Source organism: Vibrio sp. L3-7, assembly GCF_963898195.1.
Lineage (GTDB): Bacteria > Pseudomonadota > Gammaproteobacteria > Enterobacterales > Vibrionaceae > Vibrio > Vibrio echinoideorum.
Genome location: NZ_CAWQUW010000010.1, coordinates 83,554 through 104,986, shown reverse-complemented (window position 1 = coordinate 104,986; position 21,433 = coordinate 83,554). Strand labels below are relative to the sequence as shown.

Sequence of the window (21,433 nt, the reverse complement as noted above, 5' to 3'; positions counted from 1 at the left end):
TCTTACATAAACCACCACGTGTGACAGACAAATGGATGTGCACATTCCAATTCAGCTTTCTGCCGTAGGTATGAAGTGCACAGAACACGCCAATATCGATATCGAGTTGCTTTGCCCATCCTAAGAAGATTTTAGCTGCGCAGCTAAAGAGATGATTGAGAAGAAAACGATTATCCCGAAAGATTGGCCACAACGTGTGTGGTAGCGTCAACGTTACGTGTTGATACTCACACTCAGGAAAGACATGTTGTTGCTTTCGTATCCACCGCTCTGTGGCTTTTATGCCACAACTGCTGCAAAAGCGAGATTTACACGTCTGGTGAATGTATTTGTGATGGGTGCAGTCAGTATGACTGCATCGATACTCTTTAGAGCCAAAAGCAGCGGTACTGCAAGCGAGCATCTTGGTGACGTTTTCAATGACGACGGTTCGGAGGGTTTCTCGATACTTATTGAGGTAGTTCAGCCAATTATCGTTGGCATTGAAGAGCTGTTTGATGGGCTTATTCGGAAACATGGTCTATAGGATAAATGATTTATGCAAAGCATCCTAGTAGGTTGAGTCTCTTTGTTTTCGGCCGAAGGCCGCTCAGGCGACACCGTCGCCGGTTCCAATTCCTGACTAACGATATGCAAGGCATCATCGTAAAGTACGTCCAGTAGTTCATGATCCACCCTCCTTTGCGCATAAGAAAAACGTAATCCATGCGCGCCCAAAGACCACCCTAACGTTTTGTATGAAGCATGACTGAAAGCTTTTGAAAATCGGTTGCCTGCACATAAGTTATAACGCTGCTCATAGCGGATTTTTCGATCGCTGCAAAATTGGGGAGTATCGAACCTTAATGTTTCAAGCTTATCGGCCAAACCTTGATGAATAAACACCTCCCTTACAAGGCCATTTTTCCCTGTTACTAAGTAGCAAACTCCTTCTCCTCGGTTATGAAATCGGTCTGTTCGCCATGCTCGATGCTTTGAAGCACTACCTTCATCATTGCGTCTGATGGTAAAAAGTTCTTCTGCACGTAAACCAGCGTTGTATGCAAGAAGAGTGGAAAACGCATGGTGAGGAGACATGTTTTGAATGATTTTATTGAGATCTGAGTCTAAGTAAGCTCGGTTCTTGTTAGCTAAATTCCCTTGCTGTTTGGCCCTGACCGAAGAGATAAATTCGGGATCAATTTTAGGTATTGTTAACCGTTTACCTTGTGAGTATTTATCAATAACGCGCTGTAAACTGGACTTTATATTTGAAAGATGCTTATGACTGTAACCTAAATTACGACTATCTTGTAAATATTGCTGAGCCACATCAAAACTAATTTGTTTAATACGGTCAAGTCCTGTGTCTCTTAAGACTTTTGTGATGATTCTTATATTTTCATTCATAGTGCGAACACCATGAATGAGAGTGGATTGTTTTGTCTTTTTATGTCCTAGACCTAAGTAATGGAAATTAAAAAATTGATTACTTTGTTTTTGAATCTTTTTCTCTCTTTTTACTGCTTTCATATTGATTATCCCAAAAACTAATGCGCTTGTGTAACCCGCTGATTGAAATAACTATATTATGATAGATTTCCAACCATTGTTGAATCTGATACAAACTCGCGTTGATTTCATTATGTAGTGTCATTATTTCTAGTCTATAAGGATCAAGTTTCGAAAACTGACGTCGTCTTCTTTTACTTTTATTATTAGGGAACATCAGTATAGATAGAGATAGTTCTTTTATTGTATTGCTGTCAATATGCCTCATGTCATTTATCTACCCATCTATGGTTAATGCAATGAGCCAGTTGTGATATGGATATTTCAATGTTTTTTTCTTTTTTGAGCCAACTCTGAATCTGACAATAATTTAACCACTGCCTCAGAAGTAATATTTCTTGTTGAAGGTGATCAATTTTCGATCGCCTTGTTTTTTTTAGATCGAGTTGATTGATTTGATCATAAAGTTGTTGAGATATCGTCATATTTTTGCCTCATCTAAAAATCGAAATTTTTACGGTTAAGCTTTCTACCGATAATCTAAGGTGAACAGATTTTTGGCTCAAAAACAAGTGGTATGGCCCCCTCTGGGTCGATATCGTAGATCTCACCCAGAGGGGGCACGGGGATAAAAACGGGGGATTTCGGTATTACGTTGAGGCAAGGTGTAAATAAATGAGGCAGTAAAGAGAAATAACACGCATGAGGCAGTATCAAGGTGAAAAATGGAGCGAAGGCGACAACCTTGTTGATGGAACAATATATTGTGGACTGAGGCAGAAGGGGAAAGGGAAAGCAAAGGGGTGAGGCAAAAGAAATAAAGCGTTAAGCGATCAGTTCTGTGTATTGATACGTAATCAGTATAATAATAAATGATGTTTGGGCGTAACTTTAAATAGTGTAACACAAAATCAAAAATAAATACTCGTTAAAAATACATCCATCAATGTATTTTTAATGAGTATTTTTCTATTGCCTTTTTGATACTGTTTCTCGTGATTTTATTCAAAGGAGAAAAACAGATGGCAAAAGGTCTTTTTATTTTTGATGGCAATATTGGTATGACACCAGAATTGCGTTGGCAGCCGGCGAATGACCGCTCGAATGGTGAAGCGAGACCGTTATTAAAATTTAACGTCAAGTACGACCGTTTAATTAAAACAAACGATCCAGAGCGTCCTTATGAAGATAAGGGCGGTTTTTGGGTGGATATCAGTTATTGGGGGCGTGACGCCGAAGCGTTAGGTAAATTATTACAAAAAGGCATGCGCGTGCGTATTGAAGGCGAACTCCGTATCGACACTTGGGAAGATAAAAACAACCCAGGTCAAATAGCATCGGGCATGGCATTAACGGCTTCGTTAATTACCATCATGGCGCAGCGTGTGGATGCGGTGTTATTAAAAAAACCACAGCAGTCAGGGGCGCATAATAACCCAGCCTCTCAACCTGATCTTTAAATAGGGAGTGATAGATGAGAGGAGTGAATTTATCTAACGCCATTGCCGCGCTCCGATTTCGAGTGCGGGCGCGCCGAAGTGGTGACGCCGACCAACGCGCTCAAGCAGAGCTCGGCGTGAAAGCGCAAGAGCCATTTTGTTCGCAAGTGCAGCAAGCTTTAATTGGCAACCGTGAAGGCATGACGCTCAGTAAGGTCACGCCTGGTTGGGTGAAACAGCAACTTGCCAGCAAGGTGACCACATCATGATGGGTGACTTGTTATTGGGTCAGCGTTTTCTTTATCAAGAAGGCGCTCTAAAGGTGACGCGGTCACTTTATTTGTGCGTCGGTTGGAGGTAAACCATGCGTGTGTTTTTATGTGAAAAACCGTCCCAAGGACGTGATATTGCCAAGGTACTTGGCTGCCATGAAAAAAGAGAGGGGGCGCTGCGCGGTCAAGGTGTGGTCGTGACCTGGGGATTTGGTCATATTCTGTCTCAAGCCGACCCGGAGCATTATGACCCCGCATTAAAAGCTTGGTCTTATGACACGCTCCCTATCGTGCCATCGACCTGGCAAATGGTCGTGCCACCCGATAAGAAAAAACAGTTCAATGTCATCAAGAAATTATTGGCCAGCGCGACAGAGGTGGTGATAGCCACCGATGCCGACCGTGAAGGGGAGGTGATTGCTCGTGAGATTTTAGAGTTTGTGGGTTATCAAGGCCAAGTCTCTCGACTTTGGCTCAGCGCCTTAGACGAAGCCAGCATTCGTAAAGGTCTGGATAACCTCAAACCTGGCAGTGAAACTGAATCATTGTATTGGGCGGGGCTCGGTCGCAGTCAAGCCGACTGGTTGCTGGGCATGAACCTAACGCGGCTTTGCTCTTTGGTGGGGCGAGAAGCCGGCTATCGCGGCGCCTTATCGGTGGGCCGCGTTCAAACGCCCACTTTACGGTTAGTGGTTGAACGAGACTTGGCCATTGCTCACTTTGTCTCTAAACCGTTTTATGACGTCGTCGGTGACACGGGATTCTCGTCTAAATGGCAAGTACCAGAGGAGCAAGGTGATGAATCGGGACGCTGTTTGTCCCGTGAGGCGGCTGAGTGTGTGGTTCGTGACTGTCAGGGACAAGCGGTAACAGTCACGACGTTTGATACCAACCGACAAAAAGCCAAGCATCCTGCACTTTTTTTCTTGGGCTCTCTGCAGAAGGCCATGTCGGCTCAGTTCGGTTACACCGCGCAGCAAGTGCTCGATACGGCGCAAGCCTTGTATGAAAAGCACAAACTGACCACCTACCCGCGTACCGATTGCGCGTTTTTGCCGGTGAGCCAGCAAGGCGAAGTGACTCAAATCTTGAGGACGCTGGGTCAGACTTCCGAGTTCGCATCGATGTGCCAGGGCGCGGACGGGGCAATAAGCAGCGCGTGTTGGAACGATAAAAAAGTGGCGCAAAGCTCGCACCACGCCATCATTCCCACCGCGAAAGTGCCGACGCTCACCGGACTGACCGAGTGCGAAAAACACGTTTATCAAGCCATCGTGCAGCGATACGTGGCTCAGTTCTATCCGCACGCTGAAGATGACGCCACCGTGATTGAATTGCAGTGTGGAGTACACCGCTTTAAAACCTCCGGCAAAGTGGAGCGCGTCAAAGGTTGGCGGGTTGTGGCGAAAGAAGAAAAAGAAGAGGGGAAAGGGAGGAGCGAAGAAAACCCGTCTCAATCTCTGCCATCTCTCACGGTTGGTCAGTCGCTGACGTTTTCCAAGGTCAATGTGGTGAGTAAGAAAACCACGCCGCCTTCTGCGTTTACCGAAGGGACGCTCCTCGATGCCATGGCCAATATTGCACGCAGCGATAATGTTCCGGCTCAATTCAAAGCGATTTTGAAAGAGACAGCCGGACTTGGCACGCAAGCGACGCGCGCGGCCATCATTGAGACGCTCAAAAAGCGCGGCTTTGTGGAAGCAAAAGGCAAAAAGCTCCTAAGTAGCGAAGCAGGGCGCGGTTTGGTTCAGGCGCTGCCCAATGAAGTGAGCAACCCGGTGATGACCGCGATTTGGGAGCAGTCGCTCGAAAGCATTGCCAAGCGAGAGATGAGCCTCGATGCCTTTATGCAAAACCAGGAAGGATTTGTGCGCGCCATTGTCAGCAAGGTGAAGTCTGGGGACATCACCATTACCTTACCGAAAGTCGTAGAGCCCGAAGCGCCCTGCCCGTTGTGTGGCAAGACAATGCGTCTTCGCTCGACCAAGAAACCGTTTTGGGCGTGTGAAGACCGCGAGCTATGCGGGCTTGTTCTCGATAGCGTGCGCGGCAAGCCCGCCAAAAATCAAAAGTGTGCCTGTGGCAAAGGCGTGTTGGTGCGCAAGTCCGGGAAAAACAAAGGCAGTTTCTATTGGAGCTGCAGTGCGTGGAAACAAGGCTGTCAGAAGCGTCATTTCGATGACAAAGGCAAGTTAGGAAAGGAGATGGGTTCATGATAGTCGCCCGTTCGTTATCACCGGCTGAGCCCGACCTGATGGAAGGGCGCACGTTGGCATTGCTTCGTATTCTGAGCTTGGAGGGGGTGGAAATGGTTCAGTACCACGCCCCCAAAGGCGGCTGGACGCACGATACGTTGGAGTGTGTCGATTATTTTTCTGTGAGCCCAGACGGTTGGGATGCTTACCTCGATGAGCAGTGGATTGGCTCTTCTGAGATTTGAATTCAAGAAAGAGTTGAATAATGAGTCGGCTAGACGACACAAAAAATTCAGCTTTAAGCGCTTAATGGGTGAAAGGGGTATGAGGCAGTTTCTCACAGAAAGGCACCTGAATGCGTTGTTGTCGATGTATTCAGAGCGGGACTTTCCTAACAGTACTCGAAAGGCGGTGCGCCTTCGCATTATTCATGGCCATACCTACGAGTTGGCGGAGTTTATCACCGGCGTTTCGCGCCGCAATATCTATAACGGGGTGAAAAAGTTGAAAGTCGCGCATGACGTTATGATGAAAACTTATGGAGGGGAAGGATGAGTCCGTCTATCGAGATGACGTTGCTTGAGTTCTTCAAGCGAGCCCGTCGCCCACTGTATTATAAATCTAAATTGAATCAGCTTCGTAATCATGAAGTCTTGTCACTGGGTGGGGTTCGCCAATCTATCGGTCAACGTCGGTTTGCTTATGGCCAAGCCTACCTCAAGAAACTGACGAAAGGCCAATATACCTTTGTTGGGTTATGGACGTTGTCCAGTAAACCTGAGCGTCAAGATTGCTGGATACAAGGCACCTTTACTTTAAGTAAAGGCGTGATGCGTTTTGAGTCAAGCGTGACAATCGCGCATTTGCACGGCTTTTTTAAAGTCTGTCGTTATCTTGGGGTGCATAAGCGAGCCTGTGTCACGCGATATCACCGTGCCAGTGAGGCCTATAGACAGGCGCAACGTCAATGGGAGCAACAGTGGGAAGACTCGGAGAATGAATATACCACTCACCTTGAACCAGAAGATTTTTCTTACACATTGTCGATAAGGATAGGGCCTAGACCTTCTCGTTCTGATTTTGGTTGTTGGTTTCTTGCGCACGAGCACTCGCCGCTTTTTGATGGTGAAGTGATGAGCTTTCATCATTTGAATCTGGATAGGGTGGACTTTGACACACACGACCGCATGGTGACGCCTCCGCGCAGCGCGTTAATTCAAAAAAGGGAGGGCCGATGAACACGTTAACGGCCTTGCCGCCACCCCAAGTGTTACTGTCATCGACGATGGCTTCGTTTCACGGTATGGAGGGTGAACAAGAGCAATCGAAGGTGCTGGCATGGCAAACGCTCTACCGCTTTTTAAACGACCAGTCTTGGCGAAGAATGGTCAAACGCGAGCAAGATGGGGCATTCGATACGTTAGTGCTGGCTGGACTCTTTCGTCTCGTTAAGCACCCCAATCAAAAAGTCACTATGCAGCGTCTCTCGTTAACGTGGGAGGGGGAGCATAATCTCCACGGGTCTTGGGTTGGATGCCAGTATTCGCCTGATTTTATGATGCAATCTCGTCAGAGTTCATTGGCGTGGCGGTTTTTCAATATATTGGAATACGTAATAGGCGCGCTATTGTCGGATTTGGAAAAGCAAGGGATTCAAGCGCTCAGCGTACCGGTGAAAGCGCCGAAAAAAGGCGATTATGACGGGATGGATATGACGCCAGTACCGACAGCTTATCTTGATATGGGAAAAACAACCAAACAGTGGGTTTCAACGCGGTTTGGTCAGCAATTTGGTTTTCTTGAAAATGGCATCAAGCAAGGTGGACGCGCGCTCTATAAACACCTGTGGGATTTTGTTGATAAAGAGAAGTTGTCGCTCTATCTGCAGATATATCAATGCTCGCTCAGCCAGGTATCTTTTGGACAGCTGCATTCCTTTAGCAATAAGGTCAAGGATGTGAGTGCCTATCAACGTCACCGAGTATGGTTGCCCTGGTTAAGTGTGTTGCCAGGTGGAGTCAACCGCCACATACATCCTAATCTATTCAGCTACGAACATTTGCTTTCCCATTTGCCTGCAGAGGTCAGTAAAGGCGTCATTCGAAAAATTAATCGTCAACCAAGAAAAGTACAAGCTTTGCTTATCCAAGCAAGGATGTGGACACCCTCAGAGCTGTCGCTGCTTGATGCGCTTACGGGGTATTCCACCACGATTCAGGTTCGCCTCTTATCAACCATAAGGGACCAAAAGGCGCGACATGACCATCAAGGGGGAGTGGATTTTGAGCGCCTTCAGCGTGTGGTGTTTCGATGGGCGCAATACTTTAAGCCCATGATTGGTCGCGTTAATGTGCGCAAACAAAAAGAGCAATGGCGCCGAGCCCTCAACCAATTTAATGATGTGTTCGATTGGGTAGAGCGCGAGGATGCCGTCATCCACAAAAATCAGTCTTGGTATGCTTTGGTCCAGCAACATGAACGTTGGGTGACCAGAATGAGCTGTAGCAGGTTAAAGGAGGAAGATACGGTGACGTGGGAAGGAGCCGAGTGCGGGGCGTTTGACTCGCAAGGCATAAAAGTGGAAGAAATCACCTCCGGACTTGGACTGAGAAGGGAAGCCAGAGAAATGGAACACTGCGTCTTTTCTTACCTCGATGACTGTGTGAAGCAGCGTTATCGTGTGTTTACATTGACCTCTGATGCAGAGCGAGCGACGTTAGGGCTTTATCAAGACTCCGTGTCACGCCTCGTACAATACGATCAATTGCGCGGTGCAAGAAACGACTTGAGCAGTCAAGCTATGGAGCAGGTGGCGAAGCAGTTGATTGAGACAATAAATAAGACGAAAAATGAAGGACATTAAAATGATAGATTCAATTACGCTGACTAAAATTCCAACATTAAAAGATGTTGATCCTAGAACTGACATGAGATGTGACATTCCCATTCGATTGCATTATTGCTCAGAAAGCCATCATGAGTACCAATCTCAAAAAGCGCAAATAGCGGTAGGTGCCATTTCGCCTAACGACGACATTGAAGAGAGACTGGAACAAAGCCAGCTCACGTTATCTGTTGAAGCATCTCGCTATCTGCTTGCGCATATTTCCTATGCGTATTTTGATTACGGAATTGATGTGGTTCATCCCAGCGTGCTCCCTTATAAAGGGGATGGCTACTTATCCCTGAGTAATTCTCGGTATATAGGAACCGACTTGAACAATGACTATATCCAGGACTTGAGCCTGTTGGATCATGATGAAATCAGAGACTTGGTTCAATGGATGAAGAAGTATAAAGAAGAAGGTTGGTATCTCGTGGGGCTTCACGATATTCACATATCAGGAGAGTTATGCGAAAACATTCAGTTTACGTTGTTTTTAAGCCCCTATGTGTTTGCGGTTGAAGATAGGTTAGTTGCATTGCCAGAAGGTAACGACAAAAAGTGAGTGGTTTTTGTTTCAGCTCAGTGATTCTTCATCCAGGTTGAGCGTAGGCTTTGGATGCTGCTGCAATACCTTAGACAACACGCCACGATTTACGTTGAGCGTTTGGGCTACTTTGGTTTTATTTTTGCCAATGAGAACGATGGACTCTTGGAATATGACGGGTTTTAAATCATTAAGTATTTCGCTGACGTCTGGTATTTCATTCTTCTCGTCAAACTGAGCCAGATACGACTTTAAACTGGCTTTGAAGGCTTTTTTAGCTTGTTTCATTTCGTCAGAAGGGGGCGTTTGCATGAGGACTACCTTAGAGCATGAGTTGGAGCGTGCAGCGGGAATCGAACCCGCATCATCAGCTTGGAAGGCTGAGGTAATAGCCATTATACGATGCACGCAACGAAGCGCCTGTGACAGAGCTTCGGCCAATGGCGTTCCTGTACCCCACTGGCGCAAGCATTGTAACGAATAATCGTTTTGGTTCAAGGGGTACTTTATGGGATGCGTACGTCAGGTAAATGGATGCAGCACTCTACCCATCATTTACTGGATTTGGCGATAGGCACACTTAAATTAGATCCTGATAGTAATTTTTTGGTTGAGAAGATATTTAAAATATCCGTTACTCACGTTAAGCACTCGGGCTGGTAATGCGATCAGGGAATAGAGTGTAAACTCTAAATGGTTTCTGCCCCAAAGCCACTTAGAGCATTTACTCTACACATTTTACTACTACCAATCGAAGTAAGTTTTTCTAATGTGTAGGAATAGCTATGTCAGTCTTATGACCTGACTGTTTGTACAGTTTATTGGGTTTATCTGACTGCAAAGTATAAAAATGGCTGGTTTTGTCGAGGATTCACTCTCGTTTTGTCGATAGAAAAATCAATAAGCCATTGTTAATTATGAGCTTATTGTTTGTCCTATCTGAGATAACGAGCATTGTTAAAAAGAGATAACACGCACGCTCATTTTTATGTGAAGACAAAATGCTGAATGTGATGCATATTTTTTATATTTCAGTGATTTATGTTAGCCTGAATGAAAGTTAGGCAAGCAGAAAAACGAGCAGGCCTGTTATTAAGAATGTTATGTGTTTGGAGGGAAAATGGTTAGGGAAGCGACAAAAGACGATTGCGTAAAATTAGCGGCATTGTCCATTAAAGTTTGGCTAGACACATATGCTCGAGAAGGTATCAAAACTGAATACGCTGAGTATGTCTTGTCTACTTTCACTGCAACCTACTTCTTAGAAATATTGGATACGATTAAATATCGTGTGTTTGTAAGTGAAGAACAGGAAGTTATTCAAGGCTATGTAATGGTTAATCTTGAATCGCATTATCAAACGTCCAGTAATGGCTTTGAAGTCGAAAAACTATATGTCGATAACACTTTCAAAGGAAAAGGTTTAGGTCGAAAGCTCTTGAATGAAGTCGAAAATCAGTTTGGTAATAAATACTGGCTTTACACTTGGGTTGAAAATGAATCCAATGGATTTTATGAACATCTGGGGTTGAGTCGAATAGGGCTTCTAACCTTTGAGTTTGCAGGGGCTTCAATAGAAAATAACGTGTATCAGTCAGCCCACACATAACAAATAAGGATTAAGGTGTTGCGCAGCCAACACTAAATCCCGAGTGTTGAACAAGCCCGAAGCCACTTTATTAAGTAAATTGTACGGTTGGGCCTGAAGGGCACATCGCCTTGAGGCTTTTCTCAAGGCGAGCGAGGCTAAGAGAAGGTTGCGATAGCAATCTTATCAACCCGTTAGCTATTTTTCGTTTCTTTCGTCGTTACATCTCCTCTGCTCTCATCAATGCCATTCTCCTTATTATCAACGCCTTTCGGCTAGGTGGGTCGGCTGACTCCAACACACGCCATTTCATGCTGACAGCAAGGGCATACCCGTATCGCTTTGGTCCTTATCGGTGCGGTGAGCGGCGGCATCCTATAGACCAAGTTCAATAACAGCAGTTGAATGCGGGCTCTTAAGGCGTGTGCTTGACCACGTAAAAATCCGTAGTCTCTTACTCGCTGCAACCCTTTGGGCAGCACGTGCTGCAAAATGAGCAGTAAGAACTTCAGAGTGGGCAAGGCGCGCGTTCGCCATGCATTGGTCTGGCTCTCTTTATAGCGGAAGGTGACCGTGTCGTCGGTGATATGGATGATGTCTTCATCAGGCAGCACACCGCGATAGAGATAGCGCGCCAAATAGTTGAGTGCAGCCTGACCGTATCCCACTTGCCTGCAATCGACCACCCATTGTTTGGGTATGTCATTGGGCACCCACAGCGTTGGATGTTGATTAATAGCCTCTAACATTCTTGCCCGCCAGACTTTAGCCAAAGCAAACGCGTTGAAAAGGTAATGCTTGTTGCCTTTGTGCCACGTTTGCCTTGATGCGTCGTATCGGCCTGCGGCCACGATAATGTGCAGATGTGGGTGCAAGTTTCGTTGTCGGCTATGGGTATGAAGCACGGCAGTAAATCCCATTTCACCTTGCTGCTGCCTGTTGGCAAAGTCCTTTAAAATACCTGATGCTACCTTAAACATATCGCTATATAGCGTTTTAGGTTGATGTCTTGCCAGCACTCTCAATTGATACGGTAAAGTGAAGGTCACCATGAAATAGTGAACAGGTAACCGTTTTTGCTGTTGACGCTGTAGCCAGTCAGAAGTGGTGCGTTGTTGGCATTGAGGGCAATGGCGATGACCACAAGAAAGAGGCAATCGGTCATCGTGATGGCAGTGATCTGCACCATCAATACTGGACGATACGTTAAGCGACTTTCCATACCTTTAGTTATCTATAAATTGCTAATTTAGGGGAAGCTGTAGCTCATTTCTGTCCATTAAATGTACATACTATATAGGAAATGTTGCAGCTGCTTATGGAGAAAAATTTGAGTTTTGGGTTGGTATTCCTTGTGAGGGAAAAGCTACTTCAAGTAATGGTTTACATATAGTTTTCAATGCTCCTTCTAAAGAATCTGTTCAAGAATTCTCTGCCACTGCAATAGAACTAGGTAGTACATGCGAAAGTAAACCGGGTTTCCGGCCAGAGTATGGTGAACCTTATTTTACTGCATTTATTCGAGACTAAGTATCGCTTGCGTGGACTTACCAGAAGTGCAAAATCACATCAGTCAATGCTCTTATCAAACCGTTGACTGAATTTACGTGAAAGGCCTAATATGTAAACCTGCATATCTTCTCTTAAATCAGCATAGTTGTTTTTAATGAGATACCAGCAATCTTCGTTAGTTAGTCATAAATTCAAAAAAAACTTATATTAGGAAATGATATTTTGAATGATACACCAACAAGGCGTCTTAGACGTTTGCGTAGTTCTGAAGCCATGCGAGATTTATTACGGGAGAATCACGTACAGTTGTGCGATTTAATCCATCCTATATTTGTTGAAGAGGGCATAGAGCAAGCTGTCCCTATTTCGACACTCCCAGGTATTAGTAGAATCCCAGAATGCCTCTTAGCGGATGAAGTTCAAGAACTACATTCCTTGGGTATACGTTATGTAATGCCTTTTGGAATATCTCATACAAAAGATGCACAAGGAAGCGACACTTGGGATAGTAATGGCTTGCTTGCCCGTATGATTAAAGTAATAAAGTCTGCCGTACCTGAGATGGTGGTCATTCCGGACATCTGTTTCTGTGAATATACTGAGCATGGTCATTGTGGCGTCATTAAAGATGGCAAAGTGTGTAACGATTTAACTGTTGAAAATTTGGTTAAGCAATCCTTAACAGCTGCTCGATCTGGTGCTGATATGCTAGCCCCATCTGCAATGATGGATGGTCAAGTCAAAGCTATTCGTTTAGCTCTTGATGGCGCTGGCTATCAAGATGTTGGGATTTTAGCGCACTCTGCAAAGTTTGCTTCTTCGTTTTATGGGCCATTTAGAGCTGCGGTAGATTGTGAGCTCAACGGCGACAGAAAGGGCTATCAGCTTGACTATGCAAATGGCCGTCAAGCCTTACTTGAAGCGTCTCTAGATGAAGCCGAAGGAGCGGATATCCTTATGGTCAAACCAGGCACCCCTTATTTAGATATTCTCTCTCGTTTAAGACAAGAAACTCATTTACCTTTAGCTGCTTATCAGGTTGGTGGGGAGTATGCGAGTATAAAATTTGCGGCCCTTGCTGGTGCACTGGATGAAAAGTTGGTAGTAAATGAAACCTTTACTGGATTAAAGCGGGCTGGTGCTGATTTAATTGTTAGCTATTACACAAAACAATACGCTGAATGGTTGCGGTGTGTGGTTTAGATAAAAATTGATCACTTATCAATGAATTATATGTCATGGTTTATCTCGCGTAATATTGCGATAATCCACAGTAAGTGCTCAAAAAGCTAGAATTATGTTTTTCGCGCATGGTGCAAAAAAAGAGGACACGTATTATGTATAAAGTTGGCATCGTTTTATTTGATGATTTTACTGACGTAGATTTCTTTCTTATGTATGACTTGCTTGGTCGTACAACTGACAGCTGGGATGTGAAAATCTTAGGCACAAAGGCTGAGCATAACTCGCAACTCGGACTCTCAGTAAAAACAGATGGCCATATATCTGAGGTTAAAGAGCAAGATGTTGTCTTGATTACTAGTGGTTATCGCGGAATTCCAGCGGCACTGAAAGACGAAAGTTTCATGTCTGCGTTACAGCTTAACCCTAAAGAACAATTGATTGGTTCTATATGTGCGGGGTCTTTTGTTTTACACGAACTGGGTTTACTGAAAGGTAAAAAATTAACGACTAATCCACATGCAAAAGCTACTCTGGAAGGCATGGGAGGAGATGTCCAAGATCTTCCTCTCGTTATTGAAGGCAACATAGCTACCGCTGGAGGCTGTCTTTCAATTATGTACTTAGTCGGTTGGGTAGCAGAAAGGCTGTTTGATTCAAATAGGCGTAAAAACATACAAGATCAGTTAATTCCCGCAGGCCAGTTCGACTTATTTGAAAACCTCATTTCAACAACTATTCAGTCCGCTCAATCCGGTAGCACTTCTAAATAGAATTACTGTCAAATGACCATCCATTGGGAAGGTTTCAAGATACTTTTTCTAATCTATTATGTTTTAGTTAGTGCTATTGCACTAACTAACTTTTGTCCAAAAATGAGTTTCAGAAGCATCGTTTAATCAAGCCAAGTGAGTACCTTATCAAACCCCTTTGGCGTTATATTGATGTACCAATCTAGATCCACTTTTTTGCGCATAACCAGTCCACACTCTTCAAGAGCTTTACATGAAACTCGGAAGTTGTTCGGGTGAATATCTCTCCCAAGCACTTGATTGACGGCCAGGTTGATGACGGTTGACTTACCTTCTTTTACTCCTTTAATGAACGCCTTGGCCAAACATCTTAAGACCTCTTTTTGAACCTGGCTCATTCTTGCTCTTTTCATTCTCTCTGCCTCTTAATCATTGCAACAATAATTAAATTAAAATTCTGAAAATTTGTTTATTTCATCAAGGGATAGGTTCGTGCTGGCTGCTATATGCTTGCATGTAGAGTCAGTATGAAGCCGACAGAGCGAAGCAACGTCAGTCAGCTCTTTACTCATTTAAAGAACAGCTTTGTTCGCGATTCTAAAGAGAGATATTTTTTCCTAGAACCTTATAGACCGTAGTCCTACTGCACTCTAACTCTTTACTGATCGCATGCTTGTTCATTCCTTGGCCTGCAAGCTCTTGAATACGTGTATGAAGCGTCTTATTAGGAAATCGGCCAAGATGCCTTCCTTCAGAGCGAGCACGCTCTCTGCCTTCATTACAACGCTGTAATATTCGTTTTCTTTCCATTTCAGCAAACGCCGATATGGTCGTATAAATAACTCGACCTACATCGCTATTGATATCTAAATCCCCCAAATCATGAAACACCAAACCCGCTTTCTTTTGCGCTAGTTGATCGGCAATTTGCAAAGCATCAATGGTATTTCGAGCAATGCGATCGACTTTGGTAACATGAATAACATCTCCCTCCCTTGCAAAATCCAGCAACAGGTTAAGCTGTTTTCTATCAGAAGATTTACCGCTCGCTTGCTCTTGGTAAATTTTTTCACAACCAAGACGTTTAAGTTGTTCAAGTTGAACATCGAGCGTTTGGTCTTGGGTGCTAACACGAGCATAACCAATTTTCATAAAATGGCCTAAAAGTGAACTTAAAGATATTGATACAAAAGTGTACATGTTCACTTTAAATTATAAAGACTAACTGAACAGTTATTAGATGATTGTGAGTAATGTCCATAAAGTTACACCTTAATGAACACTTATTAAAAGAGCCTCTTAACCATTGCAACAATGATTAAGAGGCTCTAGCAAAAAGGTTGGTTTGTGTTTGGGTGCGCACTAATTCAATTATTGCAAATGAATCAAGTATGGAAAGTTCAGTGTCCAGTCTGACTGGAGCGATCATTCGGGGGAGTAGTTAGGATTAAAAAAATGTTTATAACTCTACGAGCCTCTGTAATATCTTCTCTAGTGCAGCTCAGAGCCCAATGATCACTTGCTAATCTGACTAAGCCAAAGCTAGCTGGTCAAAATCTATAGTTTTAACAGCCTTGAGGTTAATAGTCTGCTTTGCTTTCCATAAATCATACTGGTGTTGCATCGCTAACCAACTCTCAGGAGTTCCGCCCAGTACAACCTGTAGCTTTAGTGCCATCTCAGGGCTGATAGAGCTTTGGCCTTTCACGATGCGGTTGAAAGTAGATGGACTTACACCCAAGTTCTTGGCTACGGCTCTAGAACTAAGGTTAAACGGTTCAAGGTACACATCGTGAATTAGTTCGCCCGGATGTGGAGGGTTGTGCATAATCATTAGTGATAGTCCCTATAGTCGAGTATAAAAGCGTTTCCATTTCTAAACTGAAACGTAACGCGCCAGTTGCCGTTAACATCAATAGCCCAAATATCATCTTTCTTTGGGTTTAGCTGATGCAGTCTCCAGCCAGGTTTATTGATATCAGCGATAACACTTGCGGTATTGATTACAGCTAACTGTAACCTTAGCTTTTTGATATGTTTGGCTTGGATACCCGCTGCAGTCCCTTTAACAAAGAACTTTTCCAGACCTGTATGCTTAAATGATTTTATCATGTAGATATTATAGCGTGTTGCGCTTCGCGCTACAATCTTGATAAAGACATTTTAGCTCTCATCTGTTCTTTTAGCTAGTTTTGCTATACCCGTGCTTATTGGCAGCTATATGCTTACATGTAGAGTCAGCATCATTAATTTAGAGAAAACTGATCATTTTGAGTATTAGGATCAACAAACTAGGTGAAACCAAAGCGAGTTACAACCTTTTAACATTTAGTAAAATTCTGAAATTAACTTTCAGAATGCTTTAGGGGGCATTTCAGCGAAAGATCCAATGCGCCATAGCCCTCTAAAATGCGAACATATGACAAAGTCGCTTGGTGATCACCAAGCGACTAACCAAGTCGAAAATGATAAATGTCGGATAGGCGACACTCGTTGCCGAGTGCCACCCTCCTAAGAACCGTACGTGCAACTTTCACTGCATACGGCTCAAGCCTCCGCTAAGGCGTATTACGTTACCCAGCAACCTAGATAGCAGTCAAAGCAGGATCAAACCAAGAGTGACGGCTTTCCTTTTTCGGTTTCCTCTTTGCCAAGTAATCTTGGTGCTGAGGATCGAACGGTGTAGCCGCACTTCGGATCTTCACATGTCTTTTAATTGGCGTTTTCGCTATTTGAGCCAAGTTGTAGTGACAGTCCATATTCGCAATTTTCTGCCAACCATGAAATTGCCAACCACCACTTCTGTTCATGTAGTATTTGCGCCTTACCCAGTCTTTTGATTTAGTAGGATGGCGTCTTACCGCCCATCGCCACAGTAGCCAGAAGATTTGATGACCGAGATAACCGAAAGTACGTTTTGCAACGCAGTGGCGATAATAATTCGCCCAACCCTTCAGTTTAGGGTTCAATAGTCTGATAAGATCATTGACTGGCATTGTTGCGTGCTTCTTAATGAGTTCGCGCAAGTTTCCCAAGAAGGAGAGAACGTTAGTTTTACTCGGTTTGATGAGCAGTTTTCCTTTGTACTTCCTGAGGTTAAAGCCCAGAAAATCAAAGCCATCATCTATATGAGTAAGGTGCGTTTTCTCTTCAGAGAGTGCCAACCCTCTCTCTTTTAGAAAATCAATCAGTCGTGGTTTGACTTCGTTAACAAGAACATCTTTTGATGAACCCGTTATCACAAAATCATCCGCATAACCTATAAAGTTAACTCGTTCTCCCGATTTCTTAGCCACTTCTTTTACGAGTCTTTCTAAACCCGCAAGTGTCAGTAACATAAGCGTTGGGGAGATAATTCCGCCTTGCGGAGTTCCTTCCGAAGTTCGGTAGAACAAGCCCTTATCGATATAGCCTGAGCCTAACCACTGCTTCAGCATCCTTTTGTCTATTTGAACATGTTCAAGTAGCCATTCATGCCCGATCATGTCAAAGCAAGCCTTAATGTCACCCTCTAAAACCCAACGACCTGAACGCTTAAGACACAGGCATTTGAAGCATTGTTGAATTGCATCTGCCGTACTGCGGTTAGGGCGAAAACCGTAGCTATTTGGATCTGCTACTGTTTCCGAAATTGGCTCCAAAGCAAGCAGATACAACGCTTGTTGCGCTCTATCTATCATACATGGAATGCCTAGAGGTCTGAGTTTGCCATTCTTTTTCGGGATGTAGACGCGTCTGAGAGGTTTAGCTCGATAGCCTTTTCGATTCAATTGATTCACAGCGGTCATTCGACGAGCATCCGTATTCCAGATGACACCATCTATTCCAGGAGTGTTACTGCCTTTATTTTGGGACACTCGCTTCACAGCCAGTAATTTAGCTGCTCTGGAGTGCGTTAAGACCCACTGCAAAGCTTTTGCTTTACTGTGTTTTCCCTCTCGGGTTGCTTTTGCAATGCGCATTTGAAGCTTTAACACGTGCGACTCGACGGCTTTCCAATCGATGGATTGCCACTGAGTGCCATTAGGAGAGGCACTAACTTCTGATGAAGTCACCATTTGCGTTTCCCCTTGAATAAAGTTCTTCAAATCATCTTGCAACGGGAGACCAGTTAGAAGTCAGCTCGCTTTCGCGCCAGATGTAAACCTGTATCCACTTCATTACAAAGCGACATTTGCTTTTTCTAACCTCCTTTACCTGCACACCTATCGGCAATCTTCGCAGACTACTTTCCCAAAGGGAGATATACAGGCTTACCCTGTTCCGTATGTTGCGTACAATATCAGGTTAGATGCCCACTATAGTGCGGAGAGTACAACGATCACGAAAGAGTACTGTCCAACTTCTTTCCGACTCTCATTGCCGTTTTGGCCACAGCGTATTAACCACTTCCGCTGCTTCATCGCATAACGCGCCTTACGTGGATTCACTTACGTTCATCATACTGACACCCTAGCACTTACCCGATTTGTGGTTATCAGGAAGAACGTCCTCTCACGATTCAGTTCCCACTCGGTTTAATAACCGAGTTTCGTTACATTGTCGGATTCGCTGCTTTATTCAGAATCCTAGGGTCATCTGGTGATACAGATGGTTCACTCTTATCGTGGTGAACAACGCTTCATACGACTTCAGGTCGCACGGACAAAAGCTTGTCAGTGGTTTTGCTAATTAAGCAATTCATGGATAACTTTTGATATTGCAAAGCTAGTTGTGACGAGCTAGTGCGATGAGAAACATCGCACCAGAAAAAGATTGGTTTAGATGCGGATTAAACCAATTATGATAATCGACAAATGCTAGAACTTCTCGCACAAGGAAATATCAGAAACATAGCCACGCATTAAGTTCTCTTTGTAACCGCTTTTTTTCGGGCATTCGAGCATGTTGTTAGGGTTAATAACAAATAGATAAATAGAGGCATTAGCTCCTACACCGCTCGCACCAAAAATAAAAAGTAATATGGCTATAGTTTTAATATGTAGCTTTCTACCTCGAAAGAGTCTAGAAATAGTATTCATGGGAGCAATGAACATCAAGAAGCCTATTGTTGAACCACTAACAAACGAAATGAACATGTATGGACCAGCTATTAACTTATTAACTCTTTCCTCTGTCAAAGGGTTAATATAAATATGGTTAGCCAACCACGCCCCCCCTATAAAAGTTAGAACAGATGCACATATAACCCACCATCCCATTAATAAGCCTTTAAGTTGTTTATTCATCGAGTAGCTCCAGTACTTTATTTACTGTTTTCTCTTCAAAATCAGTAAATTTATCTACAACCCAAACAGAAAAGCTTGATCCAACTAAAATCAATCCACCTCCAACGGCTGTAGCAGCAAATACGGACGCAAGAGAAGCTAAAAATAGACTAGTACCAGAAACAGCCAGAACATTCACAAACAACTTGGCTTGATCTACACCAAGTTTTTTAAGCAAGTATTCATCATAGAGCACATATTTTAAAACGTTAATGGCTGAACCAACTAATATTTCCATAGGGGCGGTGACTTTGACATAACGAGCCATACCTTTAGCTGAGTCCAGCCTTCAGAAGCCAGAAAAACAGCCTTAATACGGTCGCAAACTCGACTATCACGCTCAGTGTCTTGCATTTGTTCGAGTTGCCGTTTCTGTTGAGGAGTCAGTGTAATTTTCATGATACGTAGCGTGATCCTAATTCTATTGAAAATCAAGCATCTACAATGATTACGGCTCTATCACAAAAGAAGCGGGGTTGCTACATATAGTGACATAATTGATAACATCCACCCAGGTTTTGTGAAAAATGCCACATTATTCAGAATGAAAGATGTGCAACACATTGATAAGCAACACAAGTGTGTGTAAGGTGCATCTCCAGTTAATTTACACCCTTGACTCGGTAATATTAAGTGATTTCATGGGTGCTATTATTTATATTTTTAGCTAATTTATAAACCACGAATGGAAATTAAAAAATGATAATTTAAAATTGATAAATAATAGTAGACATCCGATAAATTCTTCAACAAATTTAAAAAATAAACCTATGGAGTTTACGATAGAGGAACTGTAAATAATGAGAGCTATTTCATATTACAGGAGGGTGAGTTTCCGATAGCATCCTCGATTTTAATAAATATTTTTTGATAACTAACACCGAGGTTTTAGAAGGTTTGCGTATGAGAAAGATACTCGTAATTACTCCATTTTGTTTGGAACGTGTTCCTTTTTACAGATGGCTTGAAGGAAATGATACAGAATTATATTTACTTATAGGTGAAGAGTCTATTCATCAGAACATGAGTGTGTCACCAAGGTTTATATTATCGAAGTTTAAAGAGTATCACTACTTTACTAACTTTAGGAAAAACTCTTTAGTTGTACAAAAAGCCGTTGAGATAATAAAAGAACATGGAATTACTCATTTGATTGGAATAGATGAGCACGGCTTAGAACGAGTAGGCAAGTTACGGGATATGTTTGATATTCCGGGACAAAGGTTTTTATCAGCGCATGCATATAGAAACAAAAAAGTGATGAAAACCTACCTCAAAGATAAAGTTGATATGGCAGCTTGGGAATCTGGCAATTCAGTTGTAGATTTAATTGAACATGTTAATGACTTTGGATTCCCATGTGTATACAAAGATGTAGATGGTGCCGGCTCAATAGGTACGAAAGTAATAAGTTCAGAGGAAAAATTAGCGAGTGTGGTAGCTGATTATGAACAGGGAAAGGAATTCTTAGTCGAAGGATTTATTGACGGGAAAATGTACCATATTGATGGCTTTTATCAGGATGGTAAAATTAAATTTATTTGGGCATCTTATTATTACAATGATTGTCTTAGTTACCAAGTGAATAAACCTTTAGGTAGTATTTTCGTTGATAAAGATAGCGCTGATTTTAGAACATTAAAAATACTAACTGAAAAGGTACTGAAAAACTTACCTTCTCCAGATGCAACTACATTTCATGCAGAATTTTGGAAAACGCAAGATGGAAAATTCGTTTTTTGTGAAATTGGATCACGCTGCGGAGGTGGAGGAATTTGGGAAACAATTAATTATTCTATGAACATTGACCTTTGGAAGGTTCATGTTCAAGCTCAGGCAGGTCTCGAGCCAGATTTTGAAAATGTTATACATGAACCTGAGGACACTTGGGGTTGGTACTTAATTCCGCCAAAAAAAGGAGTGTTAATGTCACTTCCAAAATCCTGCACTATTAAAGGAGTTGAAGATTATCAAGTCCAAGGTGTTATTGGTACGGAATATACAAACCCAACCGGCAGTGTTGCAATGGTTCAGCAGTTTGTTACGAAAACAAACGGGGATAAAGAAATGAAATCTTTGTTTATGGCTATTGATGATTGGGTAGAAAATCAAAACCTCTGGTATATGAATAACTGATGGGGGTTAATATCTTAAAGATTGCAGTCTTTAGTATGAGGATATTTAATTTATAATTAGTATTTTCTAAGTCAAACATAGTAATAAATTGATCCTCAATAACGAATACTAGGTCAATAAATACATAAAAATAATACTATTAATGCTGTTAATAGCTGTTAATAAACT

General features: G+C 43.0%; 21 protein-coding genes, 1 tRNA gene and 3 pseudogenes. 12 read left to right on the top strand and 13 right to left on the bottom strand.

The window, feature by feature from the left end:
• Nucleotides 1-517, bottom strand: a 517-nt coding sequence (locus AACW75_RS09515; RefSeq protein WP_237297781.1) for an IS91 family transposase, incomplete at its 3' end; no start/stop codon positions are given.
• On the bottom strand, nucleotides 463-1,512 hold the full coding sequence (locus AACW75_RS09510) for a hypothetical protein (RefSeq protein ID WP_237297780.1): 1,050 nt from the start codon (nucleotides 1,510-1,512) through the stop codon (nucleotides 463-465). The genes AACW75_RS09515 and AACW75_RS09510, both read right to left, overlap by 55 nt.
• Before the next feature lie 1,001 nt (nucleotides 1,513-2,513).
• Between AACW75_RS09510 and AACW75_RS09505 the strand changes: the two genes are divergently transcribed.
• The 7 genes from AACW75_RS09505 (at nucleotide 2,514) to AACW75_RS09475 (ending at nucleotide 8,846) form a co-directional block, all read left to right on the top strand.
• On the top strand, nucleotides 2,514-2,951 hold the full coding sequence (locus AACW75_RS09505) for a single-stranded DNA-binding protein (RefSeq protein WP_237297779.1): 438 nt from the start codon (nucleotides 2,514-2,516) through the stop codon (nucleotides 2,949-2,951).
• A gap of 14 nt (nucleotides 2,952-2,965) precedes the next feature.
• Nucleotides 2,966-3,199 carry a hypothetical protein gene (locus tag AACW75_RS09500; RefSeq protein WP_076651440.1) on the top strand — a complete coding sequence of 78 codons (234 nt, stop codon included), beginning with the start codon at nucleotides 2,966-2,968 and terminating at the stop codon, nucleotides 3,197-3,199.
• Between the two features lie 95 nt (nucleotides 3,200-3,294).
• On the top strand, nucleotides 3,295-5,418 hold the full coding sequence (locus tag AACW75_RS09495; protein WP_237297778.1) for a DNA topoisomerase III: 2,124 nt from the start codon (nucleotides 3,295-3,297) through the stop codon (nucleotides 5,416-5,418).
• A complete protein-coding gene (locus AACW75_RS09490; RefSeq protein WP_237297777.1) occupies nucleotides 5,415-5,642 on the top strand; it encodes a hypothetical protein in 228 nt (75 codons plus the stop codon). The genes AACW75_RS09495 and AACW75_RS09490 overlap by 4 nt, the downstream gene beginning before the upstream one ends.
• A gap of 306 nt (nucleotides 5,643-5,948) precedes the next feature.
• Entirely contained in the window at nucleotides 5,949-6,635 is a 687-nt protein-coding gene (locus tag AACW75_RS09485) for a hypothetical protein (protein WP_237297776.1), read from the top strand.
• Nucleotides 6,632-8,260, top strand: a complete 1,629-nt coding sequence (locus AACW75_RS09480; protein ID WP_237297775.1) for a PcfJ domain-containing protein — start codon at nucleotides 6,632-6,634, stop codon at nucleotides 8,258-8,260. Before AACW75_RS09485 ends, AACW75_RS09480 begins: the two co-directional genes overlap by 4 nt.
• Before the next feature lies 1 nt (nucleotide 8,261).
• Complete coding sequence (locus AACW75_RS09475; protein WP_237297774.1) at nucleotides 8,262-8,846, top strand: hypothetical protein; 585 nt, start codon at nucleotides 8,262-8,264, stop codon at nucleotides 8,844-8,846.
• A 12-nt stretch (nucleotides 8,847-8,858) separates the two neighbouring features.
• Here AACW75_RS09475 and AACW75_RS09470 read toward each other — a convergent pair whose 3' ends face one another.
• Together AACW75_RS09470 and AACW75_RS09465 are read right to left on the bottom strand one after the other, a co-directional pair.
• Entirely contained in the window at nucleotides 8,859-9,140 is a 282-nt protein-coding gene (locus tag AACW75_RS09470; RefSeq protein WP_237297773.1) for a hypothetical protein, read from the bottom strand.
• Nucleotides 9,141-9,163: 23 nt separating this feature from the next.
• Nucleotides 9,164-9,238: transfer RNA gene (locus AACW75_RS09465), tRNA-Gly, on the bottom strand.
• A 710-nt stretch (nucleotides 9,239-9,948) separates the two neighbouring features.
• On the opposite strand from AACW75_RS09465, the gene AACW75_RS09460 reads away from it, so the two are divergent.
• Nucleotides 9,949-10,437: a GNAT family N-acetyltransferase gene (locus AACW75_RS09460; RefSeq protein WP_102556554.1), complete on the top strand. Its 489-nt coding sequence runs from the start codon at nucleotides 9,949-9,951 to the stop codon at nucleotides 10,435-10,437.
• Nucleotides 10,438-10,691: 254 nt separating this feature from the next.
• On the opposite strand, the pseudogene AACW75_RS09455 reads toward AACW75_RS09460, so the two are convergent.
• Nucleotides 10,692-11,594: pseudogene (locus tag AACW75_RS09455) on the bottom strand (IS91 family transposase); the annotation flags it as partial.
• Between the two features lie 70 nt (nucleotides 11,595-11,664).
• On the opposite strand from AACW75_RS09455, the pseudogene AACW75_RS09450 reads away from it, so the two are divergent.
• The 3 genes and pseudogenes from AACW75_RS09450 to AACW75_RS09440 all read left to right on the top strand — a co-directional run.
• A pseudogene (locus tag AACW75_RS09450) lies at nucleotides 11,665-11,946 on the top strand (VOC family protein); the annotation flags it as partial.
• 204 nt (nucleotides 11,947-12,150) lie between these two features.
• On the top strand, nucleotides 12,151-13,131 hold the full coding sequence (hemB, locus tag AACW75_RS09445) for a porphobilinogen synthase (RefSeq protein ID WP_267135168.1): 981 nt from the start codon (nucleotides 12,151-12,153) through the stop codon (nucleotides 13,129-13,131).
• A gap of 134 nt (nucleotides 13,132-13,265) precedes the next feature.
• Nucleotides 13,266-13,883 carry a DJ-1/PfpI family protein gene (locus AACW75_RS09440; RefSeq protein ID WP_237297772.1) on the top strand — a complete coding sequence of 206 codons (618 nt, stop codon included), beginning with the start codon at nucleotides 13,266-13,268 and terminating at the stop codon, nucleotides 13,881-13,883.
• A gap of 122 nt (nucleotides 13,884-14,005) precedes the next feature.
• On the opposite strand, the gene AACW75_RS09435 is transcribed toward AACW75_RS09440, so the two are convergent.
• The 8 genes and pseudogenes from AACW75_RS09435 to AACW75_RS09400 form a co-directional block, all read right to left on the bottom strand.
• Nucleotides 14,006-14,275, bottom strand: a complete 270-nt coding sequence (locus AACW75_RS09435) for a hypothetical protein (RefSeq protein WP_029223978.1) — start codon at nucleotides 14,273-14,275, stop codon at nucleotides 14,006-14,008.
• A gap of 184 nt (nucleotides 14,276-14,459) precedes the next feature.
• Nucleotides 14,460-15,014 (bottom strand): recombinase family protein, encoded by a 555-nt coding sequence (locus AACW75_RS09430; protein WP_076678502.1) that lies wholly within the window; start codon nucleotides 15,012-15,014, stop codon nucleotides 14,460-14,462.
• Nucleotides 15,015-15,393: 379 nt separating this feature from the next.
• The gene (locus AACW75_RS09425; RefSeq protein ID WP_016786835.1) at nucleotides 15,394-15,696 is read right to left on the bottom strand and encodes a HigA family addiction module antitoxin; all 303 of its coding nucleotides are present in this window, start codon (nucleotides 15,694-15,696) and stop codon (nucleotides 15,394-15,396) included.
• Nucleotides 15,696-15,974: a type II toxin-antitoxin system RelE/ParE family toxin gene (locus AACW75_RS09420; RefSeq protein ID WP_016786836.1), complete on the bottom strand. Its 279-nt coding sequence runs from the start codon at nucleotides 15,972-15,974 to the stop codon at nucleotides 15,696-15,698. The genes AACW75_RS09425 and AACW75_RS09420 overlap by 1 nt, the downstream gene beginning before the upstream one ends.
• A 473-nt stretch (nucleotides 15,975-16,447) precedes the next feature.
• Nucleotides 16,448-17,920 carry a group II intron reverse transcriptase/maturase gene (ltrA, locus tag AACW75_RS09415; RefSeq protein ID WP_016800697.1) on the bottom strand — a complete coding sequence of 491 codons (1,473 nt, stop codon included), beginning with the start codon at nucleotides 17,918-17,920 and terminating at the stop codon, nucleotides 16,448-16,450.
• Nucleotides 17,921-18,661: 741 nt separating this feature from the next.
• Entirely contained in the window at nucleotides 18,662-19,090 is a 429-nt protein-coding gene (locus AACW75_RS09410) for a hypothetical protein (protein WP_237297771.1), read from the bottom strand.
• On the bottom strand, nucleotides 19,083-19,397 hold the full coding sequence (locus tag AACW75_RS09405; RefSeq protein WP_237297787.1) for a hypothetical protein: 315 nt from the start codon (nucleotides 19,395-19,397) through the stop codon (nucleotides 19,083-19,085). Before AACW75_RS09405 ends, AACW75_RS09410 begins: the two co-directional genes overlap by 8 nt.
• Nucleotides 19,397-19,528: pseudogene (locus AACW75_RS09400) on the bottom strand (IS630 family transposase); the annotation flags it as partial. The pseudogene AACW75_RS09400 and the gene AACW75_RS09405, both read right to left, overlap by 1 nt.
• 504 nt (nucleotides 19,529-20,032) lie before the next feature.
• Here AACW75_RS09400 and AACW75_RS09395 point away from each other — a divergent pair.
• The gene (locus tag AACW75_RS09395; RefSeq protein WP_237297770.1) at nucleotides 20,033-21,265 is read left to right on the top strand and encodes an ATP-grasp domain-containing protein; all 1,233 of its coding nucleotides are present in this window, start codon (nucleotides 20,033-20,035) and stop codon (nucleotides 21,263-21,265) included.
• The last annotated feature ends 168 nt before the right edge of the window (nucleotides 21,266-21,433 follow it).

Bases quoted from the DNA above. Each gene is read 5' to 3' on its own strand.
- AACW75_RS09510 (WP_237297780.1), bottom strand. From the start codon at position 1,512: ATGAAAGCAGTAAAAAGAGAGAAAAAGATTCAAAAACAAAGTAATCAA.
- AACW75_RS09505 (WP_237297779.1), top strand. From the start codon at position 2,514: ATGGCAAAAGGTCTTTTTATTTTTGATGGCAATATTGGTATGACACCA.
- AACW75_RS09500 (WP_076651440.1), top strand. From the start codon at position 2,966: ATGAGAGGAGTGAATTTATCTAACGCCATTGCCGCGCTCCGATTTCGA.
- AACW75_RS09495 (WP_237297778.1), top strand. From the start codon at position 3,295: ATGCGTGTGTTTTTATGTGAAAAACCGTCCCAAGGACGTGATATTGCC.
- AACW75_RS09490 (WP_237297777.1), top strand. From the start codon at position 5,415: ATGATAGTCGCCCGTTCGTTATCACCGGCTGAGCCCGACCTGATGGAA.
- AACW75_RS09485 (WP_237297776.1), top strand. From the start codon at position 5,949: ATGAGTCCGTCTATCGAGATGACGTTGCTTGAGTTCTTCAAGCGAGCC.
- AACW75_RS09480 (WP_237297775.1), top strand. From the start codon at position 6,632: ATGAACACGTTAACGGCCTTGCCGCCACCCCAAGTGTTACTGTCATCG.
- AACW75_RS09475 (WP_237297774.1), top strand. From the start codon at position 8,262: ATGATAGATTCAATTACGCTGACTAAAATTCCAACATTAAAAGATGTT.
- AACW75_RS09470 (WP_237297773.1), bottom strand. From the start codon at position 9,140: ATGCAAACGCCCCCTTCTGACGAAATGAAACAAGCTAAAAAAGCCTTC.
- AACW75_RS09460 (WP_102556554.1), top strand. From the start codon at position 9,949: ATGGTTAGGGAAGCGACAAAAGACGATTGCGTAAAATTAGCGGCATTG.
- AACW75_RS09440 (WP_237297772.1), top strand. From the start codon at position 13,266: ATGTATAAAGTTGGCATCGTTTTATTTGATGATTTTACTGACGTAGAT.
- AACW75_RS09435 (WP_029223978.1), bottom strand. From the start codon at position 14,275: ATGAAAAGAGCAAGAATGAGCCAGGTTCAAAAAGAGGTCTTAAGATGT.
- AACW75_RS09430 (WP_076678502.1), bottom strand. From the start codon at position 15,014: ATGAAAATTGGTTATGCTCGTGTTAGCACCCAAGACCAAACGCTCGAT.
- AACW75_RS09425 (WP_016786835.1), bottom strand. From the start codon at position 15,696: ATGATTATGCACAACCCTCCACATCCGGGCGAACTAATTCACGATGTG.
- AACW75_RS09420 (WP_016786836.1), bottom strand. From the start codon at position 15,974: ATGATAAAATCATTTAAGCATACAGGTCTGGAAAAGTTCTTTGTTAAA.
- ltrA (WP_016800697.1), bottom strand. From the start codon at position 17,920: ATGGTGACTTCATCAGAAGTTAGTGCCTCTCCTAATGGCACTCAGTGG.
- AACW75_RS09410 (WP_237297771.1), bottom strand. From the start codon at position 19,090: ATGAATAAACAACTTAAAGGCTTATTAATGGGATGGTGGGTTATATGT.
- AACW75_RS09405 (WP_237297787.1), bottom strand. From the start codon at position 19,397: ATGGCTCGTTATGTCAAAGTCACCGCCCCTATGGAAATATTAGTTGGT.
- AACW75_RS09395 (WP_237297770.1), top strand. From the start codon at position 20,033: ATGAGAAAGATACTCGTAATTACTCCATTTTGTTTGGAACGTGTTCCT.